Below are 21,758 nucleotides of genomic sequence, written 5' to 3'. Positions count from 1 at the left end.
GCGGCGTCACCAGGAGATACGAACGAGGAGGCCGGGATTCATCGCACGGCCGCGAACTCCTCGAACAGGCCGAACAGTCGCGGGTCCTGGTACACGAGGATCTGTGCGATGGCGCCCGCCTCGTCGCCCTCGAAAAGCTGGACCGTGTGCGGCTCGCGCGCCTCGCCGACGCCGCGGTAGAGCAGGAATCCCGGCCGGTCGGCCGCCGAGACGGGCTCTGTCGACCACTGCGTGCCGCGCCAGGCGAACAGGTGCGCCATGAAGGCCAGGTAGGGCTCCACCCCGACCGACCACTCGGGCACCGGCGGCATCTCGAACACGACGTCGTCGGCGACGAGCGAGGCCAGGGCCGGGACGTCTGCCCGCTCGATCGCCCGCGCATACCGTTCGACGGCGGTCGGCGCGAGCGGGTGCGGCCGCCGTACGCCCTCGCTCACGGCGGCCCGCGCGCGCTGCAGGGCGGAGTTCGCGGACGCCACCGACACCTCCAGCACCGCCGCGGTCTCGGCCGCCGAGAGGCCCATCACCTCGCGCAGCACGAAGGCGCCACGCTGAATCGGCGAGAGCGACTGCAGCATCGCGGTGACGGCGAAGCGCACCTCTTCGCGGCGCTCCGTCGCTCGTTCGACCTCCGACTCGGCAGCCCAGCCGGTGGGTGCGGGCAGCAGCCACGGCACGTCGAACGCGGGCACCAGCGGTGCGCCGACCTCCAGCCCCGGCTCGCGGAGATCGCGCGGCAGCGGGCGGCGCGGCGCCTCCCGCAACCGGTCGAGGCAGACATTGCGGGCGATCCGGTAGCACCAAGTGGCGAGCGATCCTCTGGCGGGATCGTACGAGTCCCGCGCACGCCAGGCGCGCTCGAGGGCGTCTTGCACCGCGTCCTCCGCGTCGAAGGGCGAGCCGAGCAGCTGGTAGCAGAACGCGGTGAGCGGGCGGCGCAGGCCGCCGAGCTCCTCCTCGAGACCCGTCACCCGCCCGATCCTATGCGCTCGGATGCGCACACGACCTCCACCGAGGTGCTCCTCATCAGGCTCCGAGGTTTTCATGCGCACCGCGTAACCCTTCGCACCCTCCCGACGATTACCCCGATATGGCCCCCGTCTCCGCCTCCGCCGCCCTCGCAGCCCCCGGGAGGGCGGCGGACGGCTCGGGTGCCGTCGCGGCGCACTCCACGACCCCCGTCGTGGCCGCCGCCCTCCGTCCGACCACCTCCGCCGCGCCAACCCCCCTGGGCGCCGGTCTCCGCTCCGGCTCGCCCGTCGAGCCGGCGGGCCGACGGACGGTCTAGGACGATGGACCACTGCCTGCCGCACGCTCGGGCGCTCGCGGCAGGCAGTGGTGGGGCCGTCGCGCTAGAGTGGCGATTCGTGACGGCGCGACGGAGCTCGGGGGCAGCGAGTGTCGACGCTGCCGCTCGGGATGACGCCGGGTCGACGGCGGCCGTCTTCACCGATGCCTACCGTGCGCTCGCCGCACCGGTGCTCGCGTACCTCCGCTCGCAGGGCGTCGAGGATCCGGAGGCTGTGACCCAGGACGTCTTCGTCGCGCTGTACCCGCGCCTGGACACGCTCACGGGAGGCGGTGACGGCCTCCGCACCCTCGTCTTCAGCATCGCCCACGCCCGCGTCGTCGATCATCACCGTCGCCGCGCCCGAGCGCCTGAGCCGGTCGAGTACGACCCGCGCACGGACTCCCGCTCGGCGCCGTCGGCCGAGGACGATGTGGTGGGCGGGGCGACCGGGGTCGGCCAGCTCATCGAGAGGCTCGCGCCCGAGTACCGCGACGTCATCGCCCTGCGGATCCTGGCGGAGCTCACGATCGACGAGGTCGCGCAGCTCCTGGGCCGCAGCCCGGGAGCTGTGAAGCAGCTGCAGCGCAGGGCACTGATCGCCCTCCGTCGAGAGCTCGCCGTCGAGGCGGAGGTGACCCGATGAGCGCAGGACGGCCGAACGAGGTCGACCCCGTCCTGCGCCTGCTGCGCGAGGCGGACCTCGACGGCGACGCCGCGCTCACCGCCGCTCTGGAGGAGCTCAGGGAGGCCGTGCCCGCCGAGGCTCCGGAGCCCGCGCGCCACGTCGCCCGGCTGCTGTCGGGGCGCCGCGGTCGTGTGACGTGGTCGGCGCGCAGCTCCCGGCGGACCACCACGGTCGTCGTCCTGGCCCTCGTCCTGGCGGGCGGGGCCTCCGCCGCCGCTGCGGCGAGTCCGGGCTTCCACGCGGTCGTCGGCCGCGTGACGACGGTCTTCGACCACCTCGTCGGCGTCCCCGCTTCCGCTCCGGCCGGGCAGGCCCCGACCGAGAAACCGGCCGCGCCGCCCAACGCCGGGGCGGATCCGGTCGCGGACGAGACTCAACGAAACGCGGATCGGCGGCCCGAAGCCGGGTCGGGTCGGGAGGCCCCTGGATCGTCGGGGGACGCGTCGGATCGAGGGACCCGTCGCACCGTGGACGGCGACCGGGCCTCAGCGGCCGACGGCGCAAGCGGCATCGACGGCGCGGGCGGGCTCACGGACCAGGCCGGGGCCGACGGGCAGCCCCCGCTCGGCGTGGCCGCGGTGCAGTCGACGCGGGGAGGCGGACCGGGCTCGCAGGGCTCTGACGGCCATCGCTCCGCTTCCTCGGGCTCGAGCGCTGGCAGTGCTGGCGCGGGCGGTGCGGGTGCGGGCGGTGCGGGTGCGGGCGGAGCGGGTGCGGGCGGAGCGGGTGCGGGCCGTGCGGGCGACGGCGGCTCCGGCGCGACCTGGGCACGCGCCGGCGGTTCCGGTGCCGGTGACTCGGGTGCCGACGGCTCGGGCACCGACCAGCCCGCTGCACTGGGCCCCGCTCCGCGCACCTCGTCCGCCCGCGAGTGGGTCGCGGCTCCGCGGAAGTCTGCCGCGCCACCGACGGGGGCGGCGATGCCGACGAGCGCGGCCCCGACGACGACCTCAGCGCCGCCGACGGATGGCGCCCCCGTCACCGCCGCGGTGGCCTCCGGCGCACCGGACGCCACCGACTCCGACGACTGACCCGCGGGCGACCTCCACCCCCCGGGGCTCTCCACCGCCCCGGCGCTCCACCGCCCCATCCCTCCACCCCCACCGCCCCGGCGCTCCACCGCCCCATCCCTCCACCCCCACCGCCCCGGCGCTCTACCGCCCCATCCCTCCACCCCCACCGCCCCGGCGCTCTACCGCCCCATCCCTCCACCCCCACCGCCCCGGCGCTCTACCGCCCCATCCCTCCACCCCCACCGCTCCACCGCTCCACCGCTCCACCGCCCAGCCCCCCCAGTGCCCCTCCGTCCCGGACGCGGCTAGGGTGTGCGGTGGCGGCGGGTGTGAGGAGGTCCGATGCGCGTCGTGGCATGGCTGAAGCGGCACGATCCCGATTTCGCCGCGCTGCGCCGTGCCGGGCGTGCGGCGATCGTCATGCCGCTGCTCTTCGCGTTCGGCGGGCTGGTGATCGGCAGTTCGGACGTGGCGACCTTCGCCGCGTTCGGGTCGTTCGCGATGCTGCTGCTCGTCGACTTCAGCGGACCGCTGCTCGACCGCGTGCAGGCCCAGCTCGGGCTGGCCGTGGCAGGCGCCGTGCTCGTGTGCGTCGGCACGCTCCTCTCCAGACCTGTCTGGCTCTCTGCCGTCGCCATGGCGGTGGTCGCCTTCGTGGTGCTCTTCGCCGGGTCGGTGAGCTCGGTGATGGCCTCGGCGAGCACGTCGCTGCTCCTGGCGTTCATCCTGCCGGTCACGCTCCCCGGCACGGTCGCGTCGCTCGGCCCGCGGCTGCTGGGCTGGGGGATCGCGTCGGTCGTCGCCGTCGTCGCCATCGTCGTGCTGTGGCCGGCCCCGACCCGCGAGCCGTTGCGGGGTCCCGCCGTCGACGCGTGCCGCGCGCTCGCCGCCCGGCTGCGTGCCGAGGCGGCTGCGATGCTCCGGGCGGGCAACCCCGAGTTGGCCGCCCAGCGCGACAGCGCGACCGGGGAGGCCGACGCGGCCGTCGCAGCGCTGCACCGGTCGTTCCTCGACACGCCGTACCGGCCGACCGGGCTCAGCACGTCCGCGCGCACCATCGTCCGGCTGGTGGACGAGCTGACCTGGCTGAACGCCGTCATCGAGCAGTTCGAGCATGTCCGCATCCCGGCGGCCGCTCCCGGAGGCGCCGTGCACGTCGCTGCCTTCGAGGTCAAGAGCGCGGCGGCCGCCGTGCTGGATCGCGGCGCTGAGCTCCTGGGCCGGCACGGCGGCGACCCTGCGGAGCTCGAGGCGGCGCTCGACCTCCTGGGCGAGGCCCGCGGTGCCGTGGAGGCCGCGACCATGGCCCTCCCGGTCACCGGTGCGACGGAGGAGGGCGGCCGCGTCGCCGACCGCGTCCTCGCCTCCCTCGATCCCGGCTTCCGGGCGCAGGAGCTCGCCCAGGCGACCACGGCCGTCGCGGTCAACATCGCGCTCACCGCGCGGGCGGAGCGCCGCTCCTGGTGGCAGCGGGTGATGGGCCGTCAGCCGGGCGGCCTGGCCGGCCCGGTGGCGGTCGCGGCGGAGCGCGCGAGCGGATTCGTCGGCTGGAACTCGGTCTGGCTGCGCAACAGCATCCGCGGCGCCGTCGCCCTCGGGCTCGCCGTGCTGCTGGCCAACCTGACCGGCGTGCAGCACTCGTTCTGGGTGGTGCTCGGCACGCTGTCCGTGCTGCGGTCGAACGCCTTGAGCACCGGCCAGACCGTGCTGCGCGGCGTGATCGGAACCGCGGTCGGGGTGCTGCTCGGTGCCGCTGCGATGCTCGCGATCGGCGACAACCGGGTGGTCATCTGGGTGCTCCTGCCGATCGCCATCCTGGTGGCCGGGATCGCCCCGGCCGCGATCTCGTTCGCGGCCGGCCAGGCGGCGTTCACGATCCTCCTCGTGCTGCTCTTCAACCTCATCGCGCCGTCGGGGTGGACGGTCGGGCTCATCCGGATCGAGGACATCGCCCTCGGGTGTGCGGTGAGCCTCCTCGTCGGGGCGCTGTTCTGGCCGCGCGGGGCTGCGGCGGCGCTGAGGCAGGCGCTCGCACAGGCCTACACCGCGAGCCTGGACTACCTGGCCGCGTCCGTCGCGTTCGGGCTGGGCCGCTGCGATGCCGCGGCGCACGACGGCCCGGAGCCCCGCGTTCAGTCGCTCCGGGCCGCGGCCGCCGCTCGGCGGCTGGACGACGCGTTCCGCACGTATCTGGGGGAGCGCGGAAGCAAGCGCCGGCCCCTCGCCGAGGTCTCGGCCTCCGTCAACGGCGTCGCCGGTGTGCGGTCGGCGGGCGATGCGATCCTGGACCTCTGGCGGGGACAGGAGGCCGTCGACGCCGACCGGGCGGCCGCCCACCGCGCGCTGGACGCTTCGCTCGCGCGGCTCGACGATTGGTACGCGCGCTTGGCCGCGGGGCTGGTCGAGCGGCGCACGCCGCCCCCTCCCGAACCCGCCGACGCCTCCGCACGCTCGCGGCTCGCCGACGCGGTCGAGCGCGACCTCGGCGACGAGCACGGGACGGTCACCGCGACCGCGGTGCGGATCGTCTGGACGGGCGACTACCTCGACGTCGTCCGGCGGCTGGAGGCCGTCATCGTCGGCCCGGTCGACGCCCTCGGCGCCGACCTCCCCGCCCCCATCGAGACGTGAGCAGTCGCGGGAATCGGCCGCGCAGATTCGGCGATCTCTCACGTCTCGGCGGCGGTGGAGTCTGCTGTAGCCGCGCGGGGGATCCGGGGGTTACATTGTGCGCGACATCGGCCGGCGGTGACCGCGCGCGGTGTGCGGGAGGTGGTCGGCGTGAGCACGACGAGACGGGCCCTTCCGGCGTTCGGCGGGCTGTCGGCGCCGGCGCAGCTGACGGTCGAGGGCGCCGGGATCGTCTGCGGTGCGGCGGTGTTCGTCGTCGTCGGGGTGGTGGCGCTGCTGCTGTTCTGGGGCCGCACCCTCCCGATCGCAGGTCCGGACTCGCTCGGCCAGTTCGTCGCGATCGCCGGCGGGATCATCGCCTTCCTGGCCTACCTCACCGGGAGGCTGTGGCGGCGTGAGGGGCTGACGCCGTTCCAGACGACGGGGGAGGCGCGTCCAGCGCCGCAACCTCGGTCGCAGGCTCCCTCGGCGCTGGGGTCGCGGCATCGCTCCGCGCTGCCCTTGAGCTCCACCGCGGGAGTCGACATCTTCGACACCTTCGCGATCGCCCTCGCGCACGGCATCCTCGCGCTGCTCGGCTGGCTCGTCCTGGGCGCCGTGCTGGCCAACGGCTTCCAGGACGCCACCGTCTATCACCTCTCGGCGACAGCGCTCGCCGCGGCCGCGGCGGGAGTCACCGGCTACGCGGTGTTCCTCTCCGCCGCCCGGATGGACCTCATGCGGCTCTCGACGGTGCTCGCCGAGTTCGCCGTGGTCGGCATCCTGACCTCCATGCTGAGCGCCCCGGATCCGCACTGGTGGCAGCTGCACCTCAGCGCGCTCGGGATGACGCAGAGCGTGTCGTCCCTCGCCTTCAACCTGACGCTGATCATCGCCGGCGTCATCGTCACCGCGATCGCGCGGTACGCCACGGATGCGCGCGGCATCGAGGACCCGAGACGGAGGTCGGCCGTGCTGCGCGTGCGGGTCGGGCTCATCCTGATCGGCGTGCTGCTGGCGGGAGTCGGCGTCTTCACACTGAACATCTCCGTGACCTTGCACAACGTGTCGGCCGTCGGGATGGTGCTGGTGTTCGCGCTGGTGGTGTTCTGGGTGCGTGGGGCGCTGCCGAACGCGCCGCGGTCGTTCTTCGTGCTCGGCTACGTGTTCTTCGGCGCGATCGTGCTGATGCTGGTGTTCTTCGCGGTCGGCTACTACGTGCTGACCGCCGCCGAGCTCGTCGCCGGCGTCCTGGTGTTCAGCTGGCTCATCGTCTACCTGCGCGTGAGCGGTGCCGCCGCGGAGGAAGCGGCGAACGTACACGTCGTCGAGGACTAGTGCGTTCCTTCGACAGCGTGTACAGGAAACGGCGTCGCGGCGCCGCCTAGCATCCTCGTGACCCGATGGAGGAGTTGATAGCAATGGACAGCATCGAACGTGACGTCGTCATCGTCGGCGCTGGAGCCTCCGGCCTCACGGCCGCGACGCAGCTGAAGAAGGCCGGACTGAGCGTGGCCGTCCTGGAGGCCAGGGACCGCGTCGGCGGCCGCCTCTGGACGAACGACATCGACGGCGCGACGCTGGAGATCGGCGGCCAGTGGGTGTCGCCCGACCAGGACGCGCTCATCGAGACCCTGGACGAACTGGGGCTGGAGACCTACTCCCGGTACCGCGAGGGGATCAACATCTACCTCGGCGAGAACGGCGCGCGGCGCACGTTCGAGGGTGAGATCTTCCCGGTCGCCCCGGCCACCGAGAAGGAGATCGTCGGTCTGATCGAGCGCCTCGACGCGCTCGTCGCCGAGATCGACCCCGACCGGCCGTGGGAGCACCCGCAGGCCAAGGAGCTGGACGAGATCTCGTTCCGCCGCTGGCTGGAGACGCAGACCGACGACGAGGAGGCCCGCCTCAACATCGGCATGTTCATCGCCGGCGCGATGCTCACCAAGCCCGCGCACGCGTTCTCGGCGCTGCAGGCCCTCCTGATGGCGGCCAGCGCGGGGAGCTTCAGCAACCTGGTCGACGCCGACTTCATCCTCGACAAGCGCGTGAAGGGCGGCCTGCAGCAGGTTCCGCTGCTGCTCGCCGAGCGCCTCGGCGACGACGTGCACCTGAACGCGCCGGTGCGCACCCTGCGCTGGGACGAGTCGGGCGCCGGCGAGTCGGGTGTCACCGCGATCGCCGACGGTGTGGAGGTCCGCGCCCGGTTCGCGATCCTCGCGGTCCCTCCGGTGCTGATCAGCCGCATCTCCTACGACCCGCCGCTGCCGCGCCGCCAGCAGCAGCTGCACCAGCATCTGTCGATGGGCTTCGTCATCAAGGTGCACGCCGTCTACGAGACGCCGTTCTGGCGCGAGCAGGGCTACAGCGGCACAGCGTTCAGCCCGTACGAGCTCGTGCACGAGGCGTACGACAACAGCTACCACGGCGACCCGCGCGGAACGCTGGTCGGCTTCGTCTCGGACGAGGAGGCCGACGAGGTGTTCCGGCTCTCGCCGGAGGAGCGCAAGGCGCGCATCCTCGAGTCGCTGTCGCACTACTACGGCGTCGAGGCGCTCAGCCCCGTCGTCTACTACGAGAGCGACTGGGGCAGCGAGGAGTGGACGCGCGGCGCCTACGCAGCCAGCTTCGACATGGGCGGCCTCGCGCGGTACGGCTCGGACCTCCGCGCCCCGGTCGGCCCCATCCACTTCTCCTGCAGCGACATGGCAGGCAAGGGCTACCAGCACGTGGACGGCGCGATCCGCGTCGGCCGCGAGACGGCGGCGGCGATCGTCGCCGCCGTGCAGCCGGCCCGGTAGGCCCCTCAGACCGCGCGCGGCCAGTCGTGGATGGCCGCGCGCACCACTCCCGGTCGGCCGGGACGCGCACCGTCGTGGGATGCGCGTCCCGGCCGCCGGCGCATCCGCGCTCGCCCGCCCTCCCGGATCGTCGAAGGGCACGCAAACGCCCCTGAAACGTGCGGACAAGGGCGACGAGGTGCCCCTCGGCGGTGGAGTGCGGCCGGGCGCCTCAGCTTCGAACGCGCCCTAATGCTTGTGTAGTCTCTCCGTGAGATGCGAAATGTCGCATGGGTCATGTATCGTCGTACCCACGAGCTGATGTTGAATCATCCGTCGGCTCGCTGGTAGACGGAGGCGCGAACGGGTACGCACCTCCTGTCGATCACCATGCTGCTCCTAGTGCAGCGCTTCGATGCCCCCAGCCGGTCGGGTTCCGCTGGGGGCATCACCCGTTCCCCGCGCGTGCCGGCAGCGCATTCGTCACGAATGTCGACTTTCGTGCCACGAAACAGCGCATTCGTCACGAATGTCGACTTTCGTGCCACGAAACAGCGCATTCGTCACGAATGTCGCGCCGCGCGGGGCGTTTGTGCCGCGCGACGTGCAGCACAGGGGGTGCGAGATTCGTCACGAATGTCGACTTTCGTGCCACGAAACGGCGCATTCGTCACGAATGTCGCGCCGCGCGGGGCGTTTGTGCCGCGCGACGTGCAGCACAGGGGGTGCGAGATTCGTCACGAATGTCGACTTTCGTGCCGCGAAACAGCGCATTCGTCACGAATGTCGACATTCGTGCCGCGAAACAGCGCATTCGTCACGAATGTCGCGCCGCGCGCGGGGCCCCCGCGCCGCGCGTGCAGGTGCCGCACCCCGCCGCGCGGCTGCGCTCAGAGCGCGGCGATCGTCCAGGAGGCGGTGGTCGACTGGCCGGGGGCGAGCACGATCAGGTCGGTGCCCGAGTTGTAGGCGTCGGGCGGGCAGGTCATCGGCTCGACAGCGAGGCCCAGCCGGCTCTGCTCTGGTACGTCGCGGTCGGCGGTGTGGATCTGCACCCACGGGCACGCCTCGTCCCACGTCATCGCGACGCCGGTCCCTTCGGCCGAGCGCAGGGCGACAGTGGTGCGACCGTCGGCGGCCGGCAGCAGGCCCGTGAACGCGTGGTCGATGAAGGTGTCGGCGATCGCGCGCGGCGCACGGAAGTCGAAGACGCCGCCGCCCTCGACGGCCACGTCGGCGAGCCCGATCGGGATGAGGCGGTCCTCCGTCACGGTCAGCACATCCGAAGCGGGGAGCTCGAGCGTCCAGTCGTCGACCCTGCCGTCGCCCGCGACGAGGTACGGGTGCGGGCCGGTGCCCCACGGCGCCGGGGAGGGGCCGGAGTTCGTCCCCGTGACCGTGGTGTGCAGGCCGTCCTCGTCGAGCTCGAACGCGACGGCCACCTCCACGCGGTGCGGGTAGCCGTCCTGCGCCTCGATGGTCGCCGCCAGGGTGACGCTGCTGGCCGAGCGGTCGACGGCGGTGAAGTCGAGCCAGGCCGCGAGACCGTGCAGCGCGTGGCCGCGGCCGGGTTCGGTGAGAGCGAGCTGCTGCGTCGCACCGTCGAAGGTGTACCGCCCGTCGACGACCCGGTTGGGCCAGGGCGCGAGCGTCGCGCCGCGGAAGACCGGACGCACGTCGTCGGCGTCGAAGGGGACCACGAGGCGGCGCCCGCGGTGCTCCAGCGTGCGGAGCGAGGCGCCGACCGAAGCGATCGTCGCGTGGTAGTCGCCGGCGGTCAGGCCGTAGTGGGTGCCGGAGAGGGGGATGGTCATCCGCCCATTCTGGCCGGAACCACCCGGCGGCCACGAATCCCGGTGCAGCCCGCCGAGTCCCACCGAGAACGCCGACAACCGCCGAGTACCGCCGAGTACGTACGGATTCGGGCGAAAACCACCCGGCACCCAGACCGTTCGCGCGCTCGGCGGCGTGTGACGCGCGCGAAACCTGGGGAAACCTGCGGGAAACCACGCGTCGGTACCGTCCTGTCATGGGTGATCTGTTCGGCGGCTACGGAGCGCACGCGACGCGCCGGCGACGCAGCAGCGCGCGGCCGTTCGACGAGATGTTCACCGACGCCCGCGGGGCGGTCGCCGAACGTACCCGCCCCGCCTACCGCGAGCTCTACACGGCGCTCGCCGCGCTGACCCAGGAGGAGCTCCGCGGCCGGACGGAGGCCTTGGCCAGCTCGTATCTCGCCCAGGGCGTCACGTTCGACTTCGCAGGCGAGGAGCGGCCGTTCCCCCTCGACGCCGTCCCCCGGGTGATCGAGCAGGCCGAGTGGGCGGGCATCGAGCGGGGTGTGCAGCAGCGGGTGCGAGCGCTCGAAGCGTTCCTCAGCGACGTCTACGGCGCGCAGAACGCGGTTCGCGACGGCGTCATCCCGGCCGGTCTCATCACGTCGTCCGCGCACTTCCACCGCGCCGCCGCGGGGGTCGAGAGCGCCAACGGCGTGCGCATCCAGGTCTCGGGCATCGACCTCGTCCGCGACGAGCAGGGCGGCTGGCGGGTGCTGGAGGACAACGTGCGCGTCCCCAGCGGTGTCTCGTACGTGATCTCCAACCGCCGGGTGATGGCGCAGACCCTCCCAGAGCTCTTCACGTCGATGCGCGTGCGTCCAGTCGGCGACTACCCGTACCGCCTGCTTCAGGCGCTCAAGGCGAGCGCGCCGGGCGGGATGGACAACCCGAACGTCGTGGTGCTCACACCGGGCGTCTACAACTCGGCGTACTTCGAGCACACCCTCCTCGCCCGCCTGATGGGGGTGGAGCTGGTGGAGGGCCGCGACCTGTTCTGCTCGGGCGGCACAGTGTGGATGCGCACGACCTCGGGTCCGCAGCGCGTCGACGTGATCTACCGCCGCATCGACGACGAGTTCATCGACCCGCTGCAGTTCCGGGTGGACTCGGTGCTCGGCACCCCGGGGCTGATGCTCGCCGCCCGCCTGGGCACCGTCACGATCGCCAACGCGGTCGGCAACGGCGTCGCCGACGACAAGCTCGTCTACACCTACCTCCCCGACCTGATCCGCTACTACCTGGCGGAGGACGCGATCCTCCCCAACGTCGACACCTGGCGGCTGGAGGAGCCGGAGGCCCTGGCAGAGGTGCTCGACCGGCTCGACGAGCTGGTGATCAAACCGGTCGACGGGTCAGGCGGCAAGGGGCTCGTGATCGGCCCGGACGCCGACCGCGCGCAGCTGGCTCGGCTGCGGGCTCAGCTCCTCGCGGATCCGCGCGGCTGGATCGCCCAGCCCGTCGTGCAGCTCTCGACCATCCCGACGCTCGTGGACGACGGGATGCGCCCTCGGCACGTCGACCTCCGGCCGTTCGCGGTGAACGACGGACGCGATGTCTGGGTCCTCCCCGGCGGGCTGACGCGCGTCGCCCTGGCGGAGGGGCAACTCGTCGTGAACAGCAGCCAGGGCGGCGGTTCGAAGGACACCTGGGTGGTGGGCGCCGCCGGTCTCGATCCCGTCGCGGACGCCCGGCCGCCGGAACCGTACGCGCGGGTGGAGGGGCGGGGCGTGCCCGCTCTCGTGGCCGACCAGGCCACCGCACCGCCGCTGTCCGCGCCGGAGCACTCCGAGCAGGACGCACCCCGTACCGACCAGCAGCAGCAACAGCAGCAGCAACGGCCGGTCACGTCGCCCGAGACCGTCCAGGTCGCGCGGAAGGAGACCCTCTGATGCTCAGCAGGATCGCGTCGTCGCTGTTCTGGATCGGCCGGTACGTCGAACGCGCCGACGGCACGGCCCGCATCCTCGACGTGCACCTGCAGCTGCTGCTGGAGGATCCGTGGATCGACGAGGACACGGCATGCCGCTCCCTGCTCGGCGTGATGGGGTCCGCGGCCACGGCAGGACCGATCACGCGGGAGGATGTGCTGCGCATCCTCGCGGTCGACCGCGGCACGCCGGCCTCCATCGGGTACTCGCTCACCTCGGCGCGCGAGAACGCCCGGCGCGCGCGCGAGATCGTGTCGAGTGAGCTGTGGGAGTGTCTCAACACCACCGCTGCGCGGGTTCCACGGCGGGTCGCCGGCGACAAGGTTCACGACTTCTTCACCTGGGTGCGCGAGCGCACGGCGCTCGCGGTGGGGATCATGGACTCCGGCGCGAGCCGCGACGAGGCCTTCCACTTCTTCACCCTCGGCCGCAGTCTGGAGCGCGCCGACATGACCGCGCGGCTGCTCGCCACGCGCTCGCTGACGGAGGCCAGCGGTCCCAGCTGGACGACGATCCTGCGCTCGTGCGGCGCCTACGAGGCCTATCTGCGCACCTATCGAGGGGTGCCGTCGACGCGGAACGCCGCCGAGTTCCTGCTGCACGATCGGCTCTTCCCCCGGTCGATCCTGTACGCGGTGACGCGTGCGGTCGACAGCCTGCGCGACATCGAGCCGCGGCACGAGCGCGCCGGCGTCTCCGACCGTGCGGTGCGACTGCTCGGCCAGGTGCAGAGCGAGCTCGAGTTCCGGCCGGTCGCGGAGGTGCTGGACGACCTCCCCGCGTACATGTCGAGCATCCAGGACGCCACCAGTGCGGCGACGTCGGCGATCACCCAGCGCTACTTCCCGGAGAGCTCCGCGCCGAGTTGGACGGGGGAGCGGTCGTGAAGCGCCTCCGGGTGACGCACTCCACGGGGTACCGGTACGGAGCCGAGGTGTCGGCCTCCTACAACGAGGCACGGATGCTCCCGGTCACCGGCGAGCGGCAGCTGGTGCTTCACTCGTCGCTCGACGTGCAACCGGTGTCGTCGCACCATCAGTACACCGACTACTGGGGGACCCGCGTGCTCGCGTTCGACGTGCTGAACCCGCACCGCGAGCTCACCATCACGGCGACCAGCCTGGTGGAGGTGCTGTCGGCCGAACCCGGAGCGGGAGCGCCGGGACGGGTCGGCCCGGACCGCGAGGAGCTCGCCGCGACGGTCGTGCGGTCGGGGGAGTGCGTGCAGCAGTTGCGGCAGACGCTGCTGACCGACCCTCCCGCGTCCCTGGTCGCTCTGGCGGCGGAGGCCGGCGCCGGGGCCGCGGGCGACGACCCCTGCGCGACCGCGCACGCCATCGCGGTCGCCGCCGGCGCGGCGATGACGTACGAGAGCGGGGTCACCGGGGTGCGCACGACGGCCAGGGAGGCCTGGGAGTCGCGCGGCGGCGTCTGCCAGGACATCGCCCACGTGGCCATCGGGGCGCTGCGCTCCGCCGGCATCCCGGCCCGCTACGTGTCCGGCTACCTGCACCCGAAGGCCGACGCGGCCGTGGGCGAGACCGTGGTCGGGGAGTCGCACGCCTGGGTCGAGTGGTTCTGCGGCGAGTGGCACGGGTACGACCCGACGAACGGAATCGAGATCGGCGACCGGCACGTGCGCGTCGGCCACGGCCGCGACTACACCGACGTCGCCCCGCTGCGCGGCGTGTATTCGGGGGCGGCGGAGTCGGAGCTGTTCGTGTCGGTGTCGATCACCCGGGAGGCGTGAGCGGAGGCGGCGATCCCTCGCTAGCTGAACGACCGGTAACGATCGGCCCGTCGGGGTTGCCGGAGGAGACAGGTCGGTTTGAATGGGGTCATGCGTAGTGTCGGCTGGTCGTTGTTCGGGTTCGCGTTGGTCGTCGGCGCCGTCGCGCTGGGCGCGCTCACGACGCCGGCCGTCGACCACGGACTCGCTACCGTCGCCGTGGGGCACCACGACGGGTTCACCCGGCGGCAGTGGGTGGATCTCGCCATCGCCGCGCTCTTCTTCATCGCCGCGGCGGCTGCGGCCGGCGCCCTGATCGTCACCCGCCTGCGCGCCTCCGTGCGCGGCGGCGACACCCCCGCAGCGCCGCCCACCCCTCCCGCCACCGTCGAGGCCTGAAGCGCGCACCCTCCGCCGCGCCGCCGCGCGCGCCACATTTGCGCCAAATGTGGCGCTTCGCGCCCCCTAACGCAGCATTTGCGGCAAATCTCACCACCTCCCGGGAGGGGCACATTTGCGCCGAATGTGGCGTTAGGAGGCTCGAGACGCAGCATTTGCGGCAAACGCGGCCACCCGGCGGGGGAGGGGCGCGCCTACTCGACGGCGCGCAGCGCGGCGTAGAGGTCGGCGCGTGCGGCGAAGCCGCCGAGGTCGCTGCCCAGCAGGCGCTCGGCGTCCGCGACGCGCGCGCGCAGGGTGTGCCGGTGCATGCCGAGCTGGCGGGCGGCGACGTCGTACACGCCGTCGGCGTCCAGCCAGGTGCGCAGGATCCCCGGCAGCGCAGGGTCGGCCTCCGCCAACGGCGCAAGGGCGGTCGCCGCGACCGCGCGCGCGTCCGGGGTCTGCAGCAGGGCGAGCATCCCCGCCGCCGCCACGTCGTCGAACGACGGGACCGGCTCATCGGGCGTCGAGCGTCGCGCCGCCACCCCGGCCTGCGTCACTCCCGAGGCCAGAGCGTCGAGCGCGACGGGAGCGGAGGATCCGCCGCGCAGCTCGAAGCGCGCGGCGAGTCGGGCGACCGTCTCCGGTGCCGCGCCGACGACGACGAGCTCCTGGCCGTCGCGGGCGAAGAAGCCGTCGCCGTCGGCCTCCAGCCAGTCCGCGGCGGCGGCACCCGCGGCACCGTGCAGCACCGTCACGCGCGCCGGCCCATCGGGCAGAGCGCCGAGAACGGGTTCGGCGATTGTCTCCGCGAGCGCGTGCTCCCCGGCGAGGAGGGCGCGCCAGACGGCCGTGCGGAGCCGGGCTCGGGCGGCATCCGTGGCACGGCTCTGCTCGAGCGCCAGACCGGCGAGCGCGACGACGCCTGTCACGACCTGCTGCGCGGCCTGGTCCAGGCCTTCCGACCCGACGGCGAGCACGCCGCGCAGGCGTCCGGCGGCGCCGAGCGTCTGCAGGGCGAACGGGCCGGCGTCCGTGCTCGCGGTTCCCGCAGCACGCCGCCGGCTGCGCAGCAGCGGCTCGGCGGCTTCCGCCAGCGCCGCGCGCGCCGGAGCGCCGAGCGCGCCGGAGGGCGCGATTCGGTCGAGCGTGCCGTCAGCGCCGAACAGCGCGACGGGGCGTTCGATCTGGCGCGCGAGCTCGCCGAGTACGGCGCCGAGCGCGTCCGGCCGCAGCGCGGCGAGCGAGATCGCGCGCGAGGCGCGCAGCGCCCAGGTGTTGCGCGCGTAGGCGTCGGCCGCCACGCGGTCGGCGACGAAGCGGGCGACGGCGATGAAAGGCGTGCGGTACGGCACTTCGAAGAGGGGGAGGCCGAGTCGGGCGCAGGCGTCGATCAGCGGGCCTGGCGTGGCCCGCACGACCTCCGTACCGAAGCCGAGGCCGGCGATCCCGTGCGACACCAGCCGGGTCACGTACGGGTCGACGTCGTCGGGTGTCCCGGTGACCAGCAGCACCTGGCCCGGCGACAGGAACGGCGTGGGGTCAGGGAGGTCGGAGCTGTGCGCCCACGACAGCGGGGCGTCGAGGTCGCCGACGTCGGCCGGGGTGAGCAGGCGCAGGCCGAGCTCGGGTCGCGCGAGGAGCTGGGCGAGGGTCGCGGGCATCGGGCACTCCATCTGCCAGGGTGTCGAATCGAGTTTCTGAAATTGTACGGTCCGTCCAGGCGCGGGTCACGCCCTGCTCCTTACGATGCCGCCATGACCATCGTTTCTCCCGCCTCTGCAGCCCTCGTCGGCGGACCCTCGCTCCCGCAGGAGCGCCGGCTCGTCACCCCCATCCCCGGACCGGAGTCGCGCAAGCGCGCCGAGCGCAAGGCCCAGGCCGTGGCCGCCGGTGTCGGCACGACCATCCCGGTCTACACCGTCGCTGCGGGCGGGGGTGTGCTCGTCGATGTCGACGGCAACTCGCTCATCGACTTCGGCTCGGGCATCGCCGTGACCGGTGTGGGCAACGCCGCCCCGCGCGTCGTCGAGGCCGTCACGCAGCAGGTCGCCGCCTTCACGCACACCTGCTTCACCGTCGCGCCCTACGATTCCTACGTCGACGTCGCCGAGGCCCTCAACCGCCTCACCCCCGGTGACTTCGTCAAGCGCAGCGCCCTCTTCAACTCGGGAGCGGAGGCCGTGGAGAACGCGGTCAAGATCGCTCGCCACTACACCGGCAAGCAGGCCGTCGTCGCCTTCGACCACGCCTACCACGGCCGCACCAACCTCACCATGGGCCTCACCGCCAAGAACCAGCCGTACAAGAACGGCTTCGGCCCGTTCGCGCCCGAGATCTACCGCGCGCCGCTCAGCTACCCGCTGCGCGACGGCGGACTGTCCGGTGCCGAGGCGGCCAAGCGCGCCATCTCGATGATCGAGAAGCAGATCGGCGCCGCCAACCTGGCCGCCGTCATCATCGAGCCCATCCAGGGCGAGGGCGGCTTCATCGTCCCGGCCGACGGCTTCCTCCCCGCGCTGCAGGAGTGGGCGAACGAGAACGGCGTCGTGTTCATCGCCGACGAGGTGCAGACCGGCTTCGCCCGCACCGGCACCATGTTCGCATCCGAGCAGTTCGGGATCGTCCCCGACCTGATCGTCACCGCGAAGGGCATCGCCGGCGGCCTCCCGCTATCGGCCGTCACCGGTCGCGCCGAGATCATGGACGCGCCGCAGATCGGCGGCCTCGGCGGCACCTACGGCGGCAACCCGCTCGCCTGTGTCGCCGCGCTCGCCGCGATCGAGACCTACGAGCAGGAGGACCTGGCCGCGCGCGCCCGCGCGATCGGCGAGATCCTGTTCGAGAAGCTGGGCGCCCTCCGCGCCGCCGATCCCCGCGTCGCCGAGGTGCGCGGCAAGGGCGCGATGGTCGCCATCGAGCTGGTGGACCCGGAGACCGGGGAGCCGGACGCCGCCCTCACCTCGAAGGTCGCTGCCGCCGCACACGCGGCCGGCGTCGTGCTGCTGACCTGCGGCACCTACGGCAACGTGATCCGCTTCCTGCCGCCGCTGAGCATCCCGGACCATCTCCTCATCGAGGGGCTGGACGTCGTCGCGGAGGCGGTGGCCAACGCATGAGCGCCGTCGACACCAGTACCACGACCCCGGAGCTGAGCGCCCGCGAGGCGGACCTCCTCTCCCGTGTTCCCAGCGGCCTGTTCATCGGCGGCGCCTGGGAGGCCGGGACCCGCGAGCAGATCCAGGTGCAGGACCCGGCGACCGGACGCGTCATCAAGCGCATCGCCAACGCGACGCCCGAGGACGGCATCCGCGCCCTCGACGCCGCCGTCGCGGCACAGGAGGCCTGGGCGGCGACCCCGCCGCGCACCCGTGCCGAGATCCTCCGCCGGGCGTTCGATCTGCTGCAGGAGCGCCGCGACGACTTCGCGCTGCTGATGACGCTGGAGATGGGCAAGCCGCTGGCCGAGGCCAACGGCGAGGTCACCTACGGCGGCGAGTTCCTGCGCTGGTTCTCCGAGGAGGCCGTGCGCATCTCCGGCCGCTACGGGCAGAACCCGGAGGGCACCGGCACCATGGTCGTGTCGCAGCGTCCCGTCGGCCCGTGCTTCTTCATCACGCCGTGGAACTTCCCGCTGGCGATGGCGACCCGCAAGATCGCGCCCGCCCTGGCCGCCGGCTGCACGGTCGTCGTCAAGCCGGCCGAGCTGACCCCGCTGACCACGCTGTTCTTCGCTCAGCTGCTCGCCGACGCCGGCGTGCCGGCCGGTGTGGTGAACGTCGTGCAGACGAACACCTCCGGCGCCGTCTCCGCTCCGATCATCGCCGACCCGCGCCTCCGCAAGCTCTCGTTCACCGGGTCCACCCCGGTGGGCCGCGCCCTGCTCGCACAGGCCGCTCAGAACGTGCTGCGCACCTCCATGGAGCTTGGCGGCAACGCGCCGTTCATCGTGTTCGAGGACGCCGACCTCGACAAGGCGGTGGAGGGTGCGATGCTCGCGAAATACCGCAACATCGGCCAGGCGTGCACCGCCGCCAACCGGTTCATCGTGCACGAGTCGGTCGCCGACGAGTTCTCGCGGCGAGTGGCGGCGAAGGTCGCTGCGCTGCGCGTCGGTCCTGGAACGGAGGACGGCGTCACCATCGGCCCGCTCATCGACGACCGCGCCGTCGCCACCATGCAGGCGCTGGTCGGCGACGCCGTCGAGCGCGGCGCCCGGGTCCTCACCGGAGGCACCGCTCCCGATCGCGACGGCTTCTTCTACGAGCCGACAGTGATCGTGGACGTGCAGCCCGGCTCCGAGATCCTCCGCGAGGAGATCTTCGGCCCTGTGCTGGCGATCACGACCTTCGCGACGGAGGACGAGGCCGTGGCGCGCGCCAACGAGACCGAGTACGGTCTGGTCGGCTACGTGTTCACGCAGGACCTCGCACGCGGCCAGCGCATGATCGACCGGGTCGACACCGGGATGATGGGCCTCAACACCGGGCTCGTCTCCAACGCCGCCGCCCCGTTCGGCGGCGTGAAGCAGTCGGGTCTCGGCCGTGAGGGCGGGCTCGAGGGCATCCACGAGTACCTCAGCACGAAGTACACGCTGATCCCCGCCTGACCCCGTCGAGCAGCAGACCCGTCCCGAACCCGAAAGAAGCGACCATGACCAGTTCCGAGCGAGGCCCCGTGGCCCAGCGCATTCTCGTGGGATACACCGCGACCCCGGCCGGCGAGGACGCCCTCGCCGCCGGAGCCGCGCTGGCCGCCTCGTTCGGGGCGGAGCTCGATGTGGTCCTGGTCATGCCGGACACCTCGCGGCGCGGCAACGTGCCGAACGACCCGCCTACGACGCCCTCCTGCGCGACACCGCAGAGGGCTGGCTGGCGGACGCACGCACCCGCGTGCCGTCGTCGGTCGCCTTCAGCGGGCGGGTCGCCTTCGGCGACTCGCTCGCGGAGGGCCTGCTCTCGTCCGCGGAGGAGCTCGGTTCGACGCTGATCGTGGTGGGCGCGGCGCGGGGAGGCCTGCTCGGCCGGTTCACGGTCGGCTCCGTCGCGGGCGCGCTGCTGCACGCGTCCCCTGTCCCTGTGCTGCTCGCGCCCGAGGGCTGGCGGGATCACGCTCCGCAGCTCACCCGGGTGACCAGCATGGTCGGCACGCGGGCGGGGGCGGAGGCCGTGCTCGCCACCGGAGAGCGGCTCTCGGCTGCGGCGGGCGTCCCGCTGCGACTCGTGTCGCTGCTCGCGCTCGACCTCCCCGGCGACGCGCAGGCGCCGAAGCAGAACGTCGGCGAGCACCACGCGGCCACGGTGCTGGAGGAGGCCAGCGCGGCCACCGGTGTCGTCGCGACGGCGGTCGTGGCGAAGGGCGACACCATCCAGGACGCGATCTCGCGCCTCGACTGGGAGCCCGGTGAGGTCGTCGTGGTCGGATCGAGCCGGTTGGCTCAGCCCTCCCGGCTGTTCCTCGGCTCGACGGCGGCAGCGATGCTGCGCGAGCTCCCGGTGCCGATGATCGTGGTGCCGCGCCCGGAGTGACGCTCTCTGCCCGCCCGCGCAGGGGCATCACCTTTTCGCGGCCCGAGTTCATCGTCCTGTGGGGGTGCCCATCGACTGACGCTCTCTGCGACTCCTCACAGTTGATTCCTTGTAAGGGGAGGCTTACCTTACAATCGAATGCGGCCGCAGTTCGTCGGCCGGAATCCCCCGCCTTCCGCAAAGGACCATCATGTCTCCCCTGGGTGTCGCCGCTCTCGGCGCCGTCGCCGGTCTCACGATCTTCCTCGGCCTCCCGGTCGGTCGGATCCGCTCCAACGCCGTCGGCCTCAAGGCGGCTCTGAACGCGCTCGCGACCGGCATCCTGATCTTCCTGCTCTGGGACGTGCTGTCGCAGGCCTGGGAGCCCGTCGACAAGGCGCTCTCGTCGCACCGGATCGGCCCGGCGCTCGGCCAGGGGCTGCTGATGGCCGCGTGCATCGGCGTCGGCCTCCTGAGCCTGACGTACGTCGACCGGTACCTGAAGCGACGCGCGCTGGCGCTCGCGTCGCCGATCCGGCCGCCCGCGGGCACGGAGGGTGCGCATCACGGTCACGGGGCGCATCCGACGCCGACCGGCCCGGCCGCAGGCCCAGGCGCCGGGGGCACCGCGACCACCACGGGCGTCGCCATCGTGGCGGCCACCGAGGCGGAGTCGCGGGCCGGAGCCCGCCGGCTCGCGCTCACGATCGCGATCGGCATCGGCCTCCACAACTTCGCGGAGGGTCTCGCGATCGGCACCGCCGCAGCGCAGGGCGAACTCGCGTTCGCCATGCTCCTGATCATCGGGTTCGGCCTCCACAACGCCACGGAGGGATTCGGGATCGTCGCGCCGCTGGGCGGCACCCGGCCGTCATGGGGCTACCTGGCCCTGCTCGGCCTGATCGGCGGTGGCCCCACGTTCCTCGGCACGATCATCGGCCAGGCCTTCAGCAGCGACATCGTCTCGATCGCCTTCCTCGGTCTGGCCGCCGGCTCGATCCTGTACGTCATCATCGAACTGCTCGCCGTCGCCCGCCGCTCCGGGATGAAGACGCTGGTCGCCTGGTGCATCTTCGCCGGTCTCGTCGCCGGGTTCGCCACCGACGCGATCGTCACAGCGGGCGGGGCGTGAGCGCGATCTGCTCCCCGCGACCGGGGTGATTCAGCCGCCGAGGTGATTCAGTAGGGTTGACCCGCAGTCGTCAGGAAGGACAGCCATGCGACAGGTCGTCGATTTCACGAACGTCTCGATGGAGGGCCTCGAGTCGAGCCCCGTCGCACCCGCACTCGCCGGGCTGCGCGCGAACGAGTCCCGGTACTTCAAGAACAAGTACGACCACGACTTCGCGACGGCTCCCGCAGCGCAGGAGCAGGAGGCGCTCGACTGGGTCGGCCGCATCCTGAAGGACGAGCGCGACATCGTGATCGCCTCACCCGCGCTCGAGGTCACCTCGTTCGAGGTCGACGGCATCCGCATGGCGTACGTCTTCTACCGGTCGGGGCTCTCGATCAACGTCATGTACACGATCGACGACGCGGGCAAGCGCGCGGTCGGCTTCAAGCTCTCCGAGGGCATGGAGGTTCCGGAGGAGCTTTCGGCGTTCAAGTTCGCGCGCCAGAAGTCGCGGCTCGCCGGTACGATCCGCGGCTCCTACTTCGTCATCAAGGGCGAGTACTGAGGTTCGCGCCGACCGGTCTCACGCCTGCGGGGCGCTCTCCGTCGCCAGCTCGCGCTTGACGTCGTGCTCGATGAGCACCGGGATGAAGTCACGGACAGGAGCGCCGGTGTAGTCCAGGTGGCGCTGGTGCACGAGAGCCACGATGCGGTCCCGCGGCACCTTCGGGAATCGCTCGGCCAAGCGGTCGACGGCGTGACCGACGGCGACCTCCTCGTCGGTCTTCTCGCCGGGCGGCGAGACGAGGGTGACGTCGTCTTCGAGGTGCGGAAACGAGGTGGGGGGTGCTTCGTCACTCATGGCAAGATTATGGCGCTCAT

The 21,758-nt window shown here is 72.5% G+C and carries 19 protein-coding genes; 15 read left to right on the top strand and 4 right to left on the bottom strand.

Features of this window, described 5'->3' with window-relative positions; all coding sequences use genetic code 11:
• Positions 1-38 precede the first annotated feature (38 nt).
• Positions 39-971, bottom strand: a complete 933-nt coding sequence (locus tag KNO15_RS12565) for an RNA polymerase subunit sigma-70 (protein WP_241704072.1) — start codon at positions 969-971, stop codon at positions 39-41.
• Positions 972-1,090: 119 nt separating this feature from the next.
• On the opposite strand from KNO15_RS12565, the gene KNO15_RS12560 reads away from it, so the two are divergent.
• From KNO15_RS12560 to KNO15_RS12535, 6 genes are all read left to right on the top strand, one after another.
• Complete coding sequence (locus KNO15_RS12560; RefSeq protein ID WP_278046534.1) at positions 1,091-1,288, top strand: hypothetical protein; 198 nt, start codon at positions 1,091-1,093, stop codon at positions 1,286-1,288.
• Positions 1,289-1,367: 79 nt separating this feature from the next.
• The gene (locus KNO15_RS12555; RefSeq protein WP_241704671.1) at positions 1,368-1,934 is read left to right on the top strand and encodes an RNA polymerase sigma factor; all 567 of its coding nucleotides are present in this window, start codon (positions 1,368-1,370) and stop codon (positions 1,932-1,934) included.
• Entirely contained in the window at positions 1,931-3,007 is a 1,077-nt protein-coding gene (locus tag KNO15_RS12550; protein WP_241704694.1) for a hypothetical protein, read from the top strand. The genes KNO15_RS12555 and KNO15_RS12550 overlap by 4 nt, the downstream gene beginning before the upstream one ends.
• Before the next feature lie 324 nt (positions 3,008-3,331).
• Complete coding sequence (locus KNO15_RS12545) at positions 3,332-5,620, top strand: FUSC family protein (RefSeq protein WP_241704071.1); 2,289 nt, start codon at positions 3,332-3,334, stop codon at positions 5,618-5,620.
• 150 nt (positions 5,621-5,770) lie between these two features.
• Positions 5,771-6,937 carry a DUF998 domain-containing protein gene (locus KNO15_RS12540; protein WP_241704070.1) on the top strand — a complete coding sequence of 389 codons (1,167 nt, stop codon included), beginning with the start codon at positions 5,771-5,773 and terminating at the stop codon, positions 6,935-6,937.
• A gap of 83 nt (positions 6,938-7,020) precedes the next feature.
• A complete protein-coding gene (locus tag KNO15_RS12535; protein WP_241704069.1) occupies positions 7,021-8,400 on the top strand; it encodes a flavin monoamine oxidase family protein in 1,380 nt (459 codons plus the stop codon).
• 869 nt (positions 8,401-9,269) lie between these two features.
• Here the strand turns inward: KNO15_RS12535 and KNO15_RS12530 are convergent.
• Positions 9,270-10,193: an aldose 1-epimerase family protein gene (locus tag KNO15_RS12530; RefSeq protein WP_241704068.1), complete on the bottom strand. Its 924-nt coding sequence runs from the start codon at positions 10,191-10,193 to the stop codon at positions 9,270-9,272.
• 215 nt (positions 10,194-10,408) lie between these two features.
• On the opposite strand from KNO15_RS12530, the gene KNO15_RS12525 reads away from it, so the two are divergent.
• The 4 genes from KNO15_RS12525 to KNO15_RS12510 all read left to right on the top strand — a co-directional run bounded on the left by KNO15_RS12525 (position 10,409) and on the right by KNO15_RS12510 (position 14,273).
• Positions 10,409-12,106, top strand: coding sequence for a circularly permuted type 2 ATP-grasp protein (locus KNO15_RS12525; protein ID WP_241704067.1), 1,698 nt, complete (start codon positions 10,409-10,411; stop codon positions 12,104-12,106).
• Complete coding sequence (locus KNO15_RS12520) at positions 12,106-13,032, top strand: alpha-E domain-containing protein (protein WP_241704066.1); 927 nt, start codon at positions 12,106-12,108, stop codon at positions 13,030-13,032. Before KNO15_RS12525 ends, KNO15_RS12520 begins: the two co-directional genes overlap by 1 nt.
• Entirely contained in the window at positions 13,029-13,895 is an 867-nt protein-coding gene (locus KNO15_RS12515; protein WP_241704065.1) for a transglutaminase family protein, read from the top strand. The genes KNO15_RS12520 and KNO15_RS12515 overlap by 4 nt, the downstream gene beginning before the upstream one ends.
• Positions 13,896-13,985: 90 nt before the next feature.
• Entirely contained in the window at positions 13,986-14,273 is a 288-nt protein-coding gene (locus tag KNO15_RS12510) for a hypothetical protein (RefSeq protein ID WP_241704064.1), read from the top strand.
• A gap of 194 nt (positions 14,274-14,467) precedes the next feature.
• On the opposite strand, the gene KNO15_RS12505 is transcribed toward KNO15_RS12510, so the two are convergent.
• Positions 14,468-15,919 (bottom strand): PucR family transcriptional regulator, encoded by a 1,452-nt coding sequence (locus KNO15_RS12505; protein ID WP_241704063.1) that lies wholly within the window; start codon positions 15,917-15,919, stop codon positions 14,468-14,470.
• 93 nt (positions 15,920-16,012) lie between these two features.
• On the opposite strand from KNO15_RS12505, the gene gabT reads away from it, so the two are divergent.
• The 5 genes from gabT to KNO15_RS12480 all read left to right on the top strand — a co-directional run bounded on the left by gabT (position 16,013) and on the right by KNO15_RS12480 (position 21,441).
• Positions 16,013-17,374, top strand: a complete 1,362-nt coding sequence (gene gabT, locus KNO15_RS12500; RefSeq protein WP_241704062.1) for a 4-aminobutyrate--2-oxoglutarate transaminase — start codon at positions 16,013-16,015, stop codon at positions 17,372-17,374.
• Complete coding sequence (locus KNO15_RS12495; protein ID WP_241704061.1) at positions 17,371-18,864, top strand: NAD-dependent succinate-semialdehyde dehydrogenase; 1,494 nt, start codon at positions 17,371-17,373, stop codon at positions 18,862-18,864. The genes gabT and KNO15_RS12495 overlap by 4 nt, the downstream gene beginning before the upstream one ends.
• A 283-nt stretch (positions 18,865-19,147) precedes the next feature.
• Complete coding sequence (locus KNO15_RS12490; RefSeq protein ID WP_241704060.1) at positions 19,148-19,783, top strand: universal stress protein; 636 nt, start codon at positions 19,148-19,150, stop codon at positions 19,781-19,783.
• A 190-nt stretch (positions 19,784-19,973) separates the two neighbouring features.
• A complete protein-coding gene (locus KNO15_RS12485; RefSeq protein WP_241704059.1) occupies positions 19,974-20,894 on the top strand; it encodes a ZIP family metal transporter in 921 nt (306 codons plus the stop codon).
• A gap of 85 nt (positions 20,895-20,979) precedes the next feature.
• Entirely contained in the window at positions 20,980-21,441 is a 462-nt protein-coding gene (locus KNO15_RS12480; RefSeq protein ID WP_241704058.1) for a phage tail protein, read from the top strand.
• 18 nt (positions 21,442-21,459) lie between these two features.
• On the opposite strand, the gene KNO15_RS12475 is transcribed toward KNO15_RS12480, so the two are convergent.
• Entirely contained in the window at positions 21,460-21,738 is a 279-nt protein-coding gene (locus tag KNO15_RS12475; protein WP_241704057.1) for a three-helix bundle dimerization domain-containing protein, read from the bottom strand.
• Positions 21,739-21,758: the final 20 nt, after the last annotated feature.

It is taken from the genome of Leifsonia shinshuensis, from assembly GCF_022606355.1.
In the GTDB taxonomy this organism is placed as follows: domain Bacteria; phylum Actinomycetota; class Actinomycetes; order Actinomycetales; family Microbacteriaceae; genus Leifsonia; species Leifsonia shinshuensis_B.
The sequence above is the reverse complement of the archived record's forward strand: the minus strand, read 5'-3'. Positions and strand labels throughout refer to the sequence as shown.

Excerpts from the sequence above, each read along its gene's own strand:
- KNO15_RS12530 (WP_241704068.1), bottom strand. The coding sequence starts at position 10,193 with ATGACCATCCCCCTCTCCGGCACCCACTACGGCCTGACCGCCGGCGAC.
- KNO15_RS12475 (WP_241704057.1), bottom strand. The coding sequence starts at position 21,738 with ATGAGTGACGAAGCACCCCCCACCTCGTTTCCGCACCTCGAAGACGAC.
- KNO15_RS12485 (WP_241704059.1), top strand. The coding sequence starts at position 19,974 with ATGTCTCCCCTGGGTGTCGCCGCTCTCGGCGCCGTCGCCGGTCTCACG.
- KNO15_RS12495 (WP_241704061.1), top strand. The coding sequence starts at position 17,371 with ATGAGCGCCGTCGACACCAGTACCACGACCCCGGAGCTGAGCGCCCGC.
- KNO15_RS12560 (WP_278046534.1), top strand. The coding sequence starts at position 1,091 with ATGGCCCCCGTCTCCGCCTCCGCCGCCCTCGCAGCCCCCGGGAGGGCG.
- gabT (WP_241704062.1), top strand. The coding sequence starts at position 16,013 with ATGACCATCGTTTCTCCCGCCTCTGCAGCCCTCGTCGGCGGACCCTCG.
- KNO15_RS12545 (WP_241704071.1), top strand. The coding sequence starts at position 3,332 with ATGCGCGTCGTGGCATGGCTGAAGCGGCACGATCCCGATTTCGCCGCG.
- KNO15_RS12510 (WP_241704064.1), top strand. The coding sequence starts at position 13,986 with ATGCGTAGTGTCGGCTGGTCGTTGTTCGGGTTCGCGTTGGTCGTCGGC.
- KNO15_RS12520 (WP_241704066.1), top strand. The coding sequence starts at position 12,106 with ATGCTCAGCAGGATCGCGTCGTCGCTGTTCTGGATCGGCCGGTACGTC.
- KNO15_RS12505 (WP_241704063.1), bottom strand. The coding sequence starts at position 15,919 with ATGCCCGCGACCCTCGCCCAGCTCCTCGCGCGACCCGAGCTCGGCCTG.
- KNO15_RS12535 (WP_241704069.1), top strand. The coding sequence starts at position 7,021 with ATGGACAGCATCGAACGTGACGTCGTCATCGTCGGCGCTGGAGCCTCC.
- KNO15_RS12550 (WP_241704694.1), top strand. The coding sequence starts at position 1,931 with ATGAGCGCAGGACGGCCGAACGAGGTCGACCCCGTCCTGCGCCTGCTG.
- KNO15_RS12480 (WP_241704058.1), top strand. The coding sequence starts at position 20,980 with ATGCGACAGGTCGTCGATTTCACGAACGTCTCGATGGAGGGCCTCGAG.
- KNO15_RS12525 (WP_241704067.1), top strand. The coding sequence starts at position 10,409 with ATGGGTGATCTGTTCGGCGGCTACGGAGCGCACGCGACGCGCCGGCGA.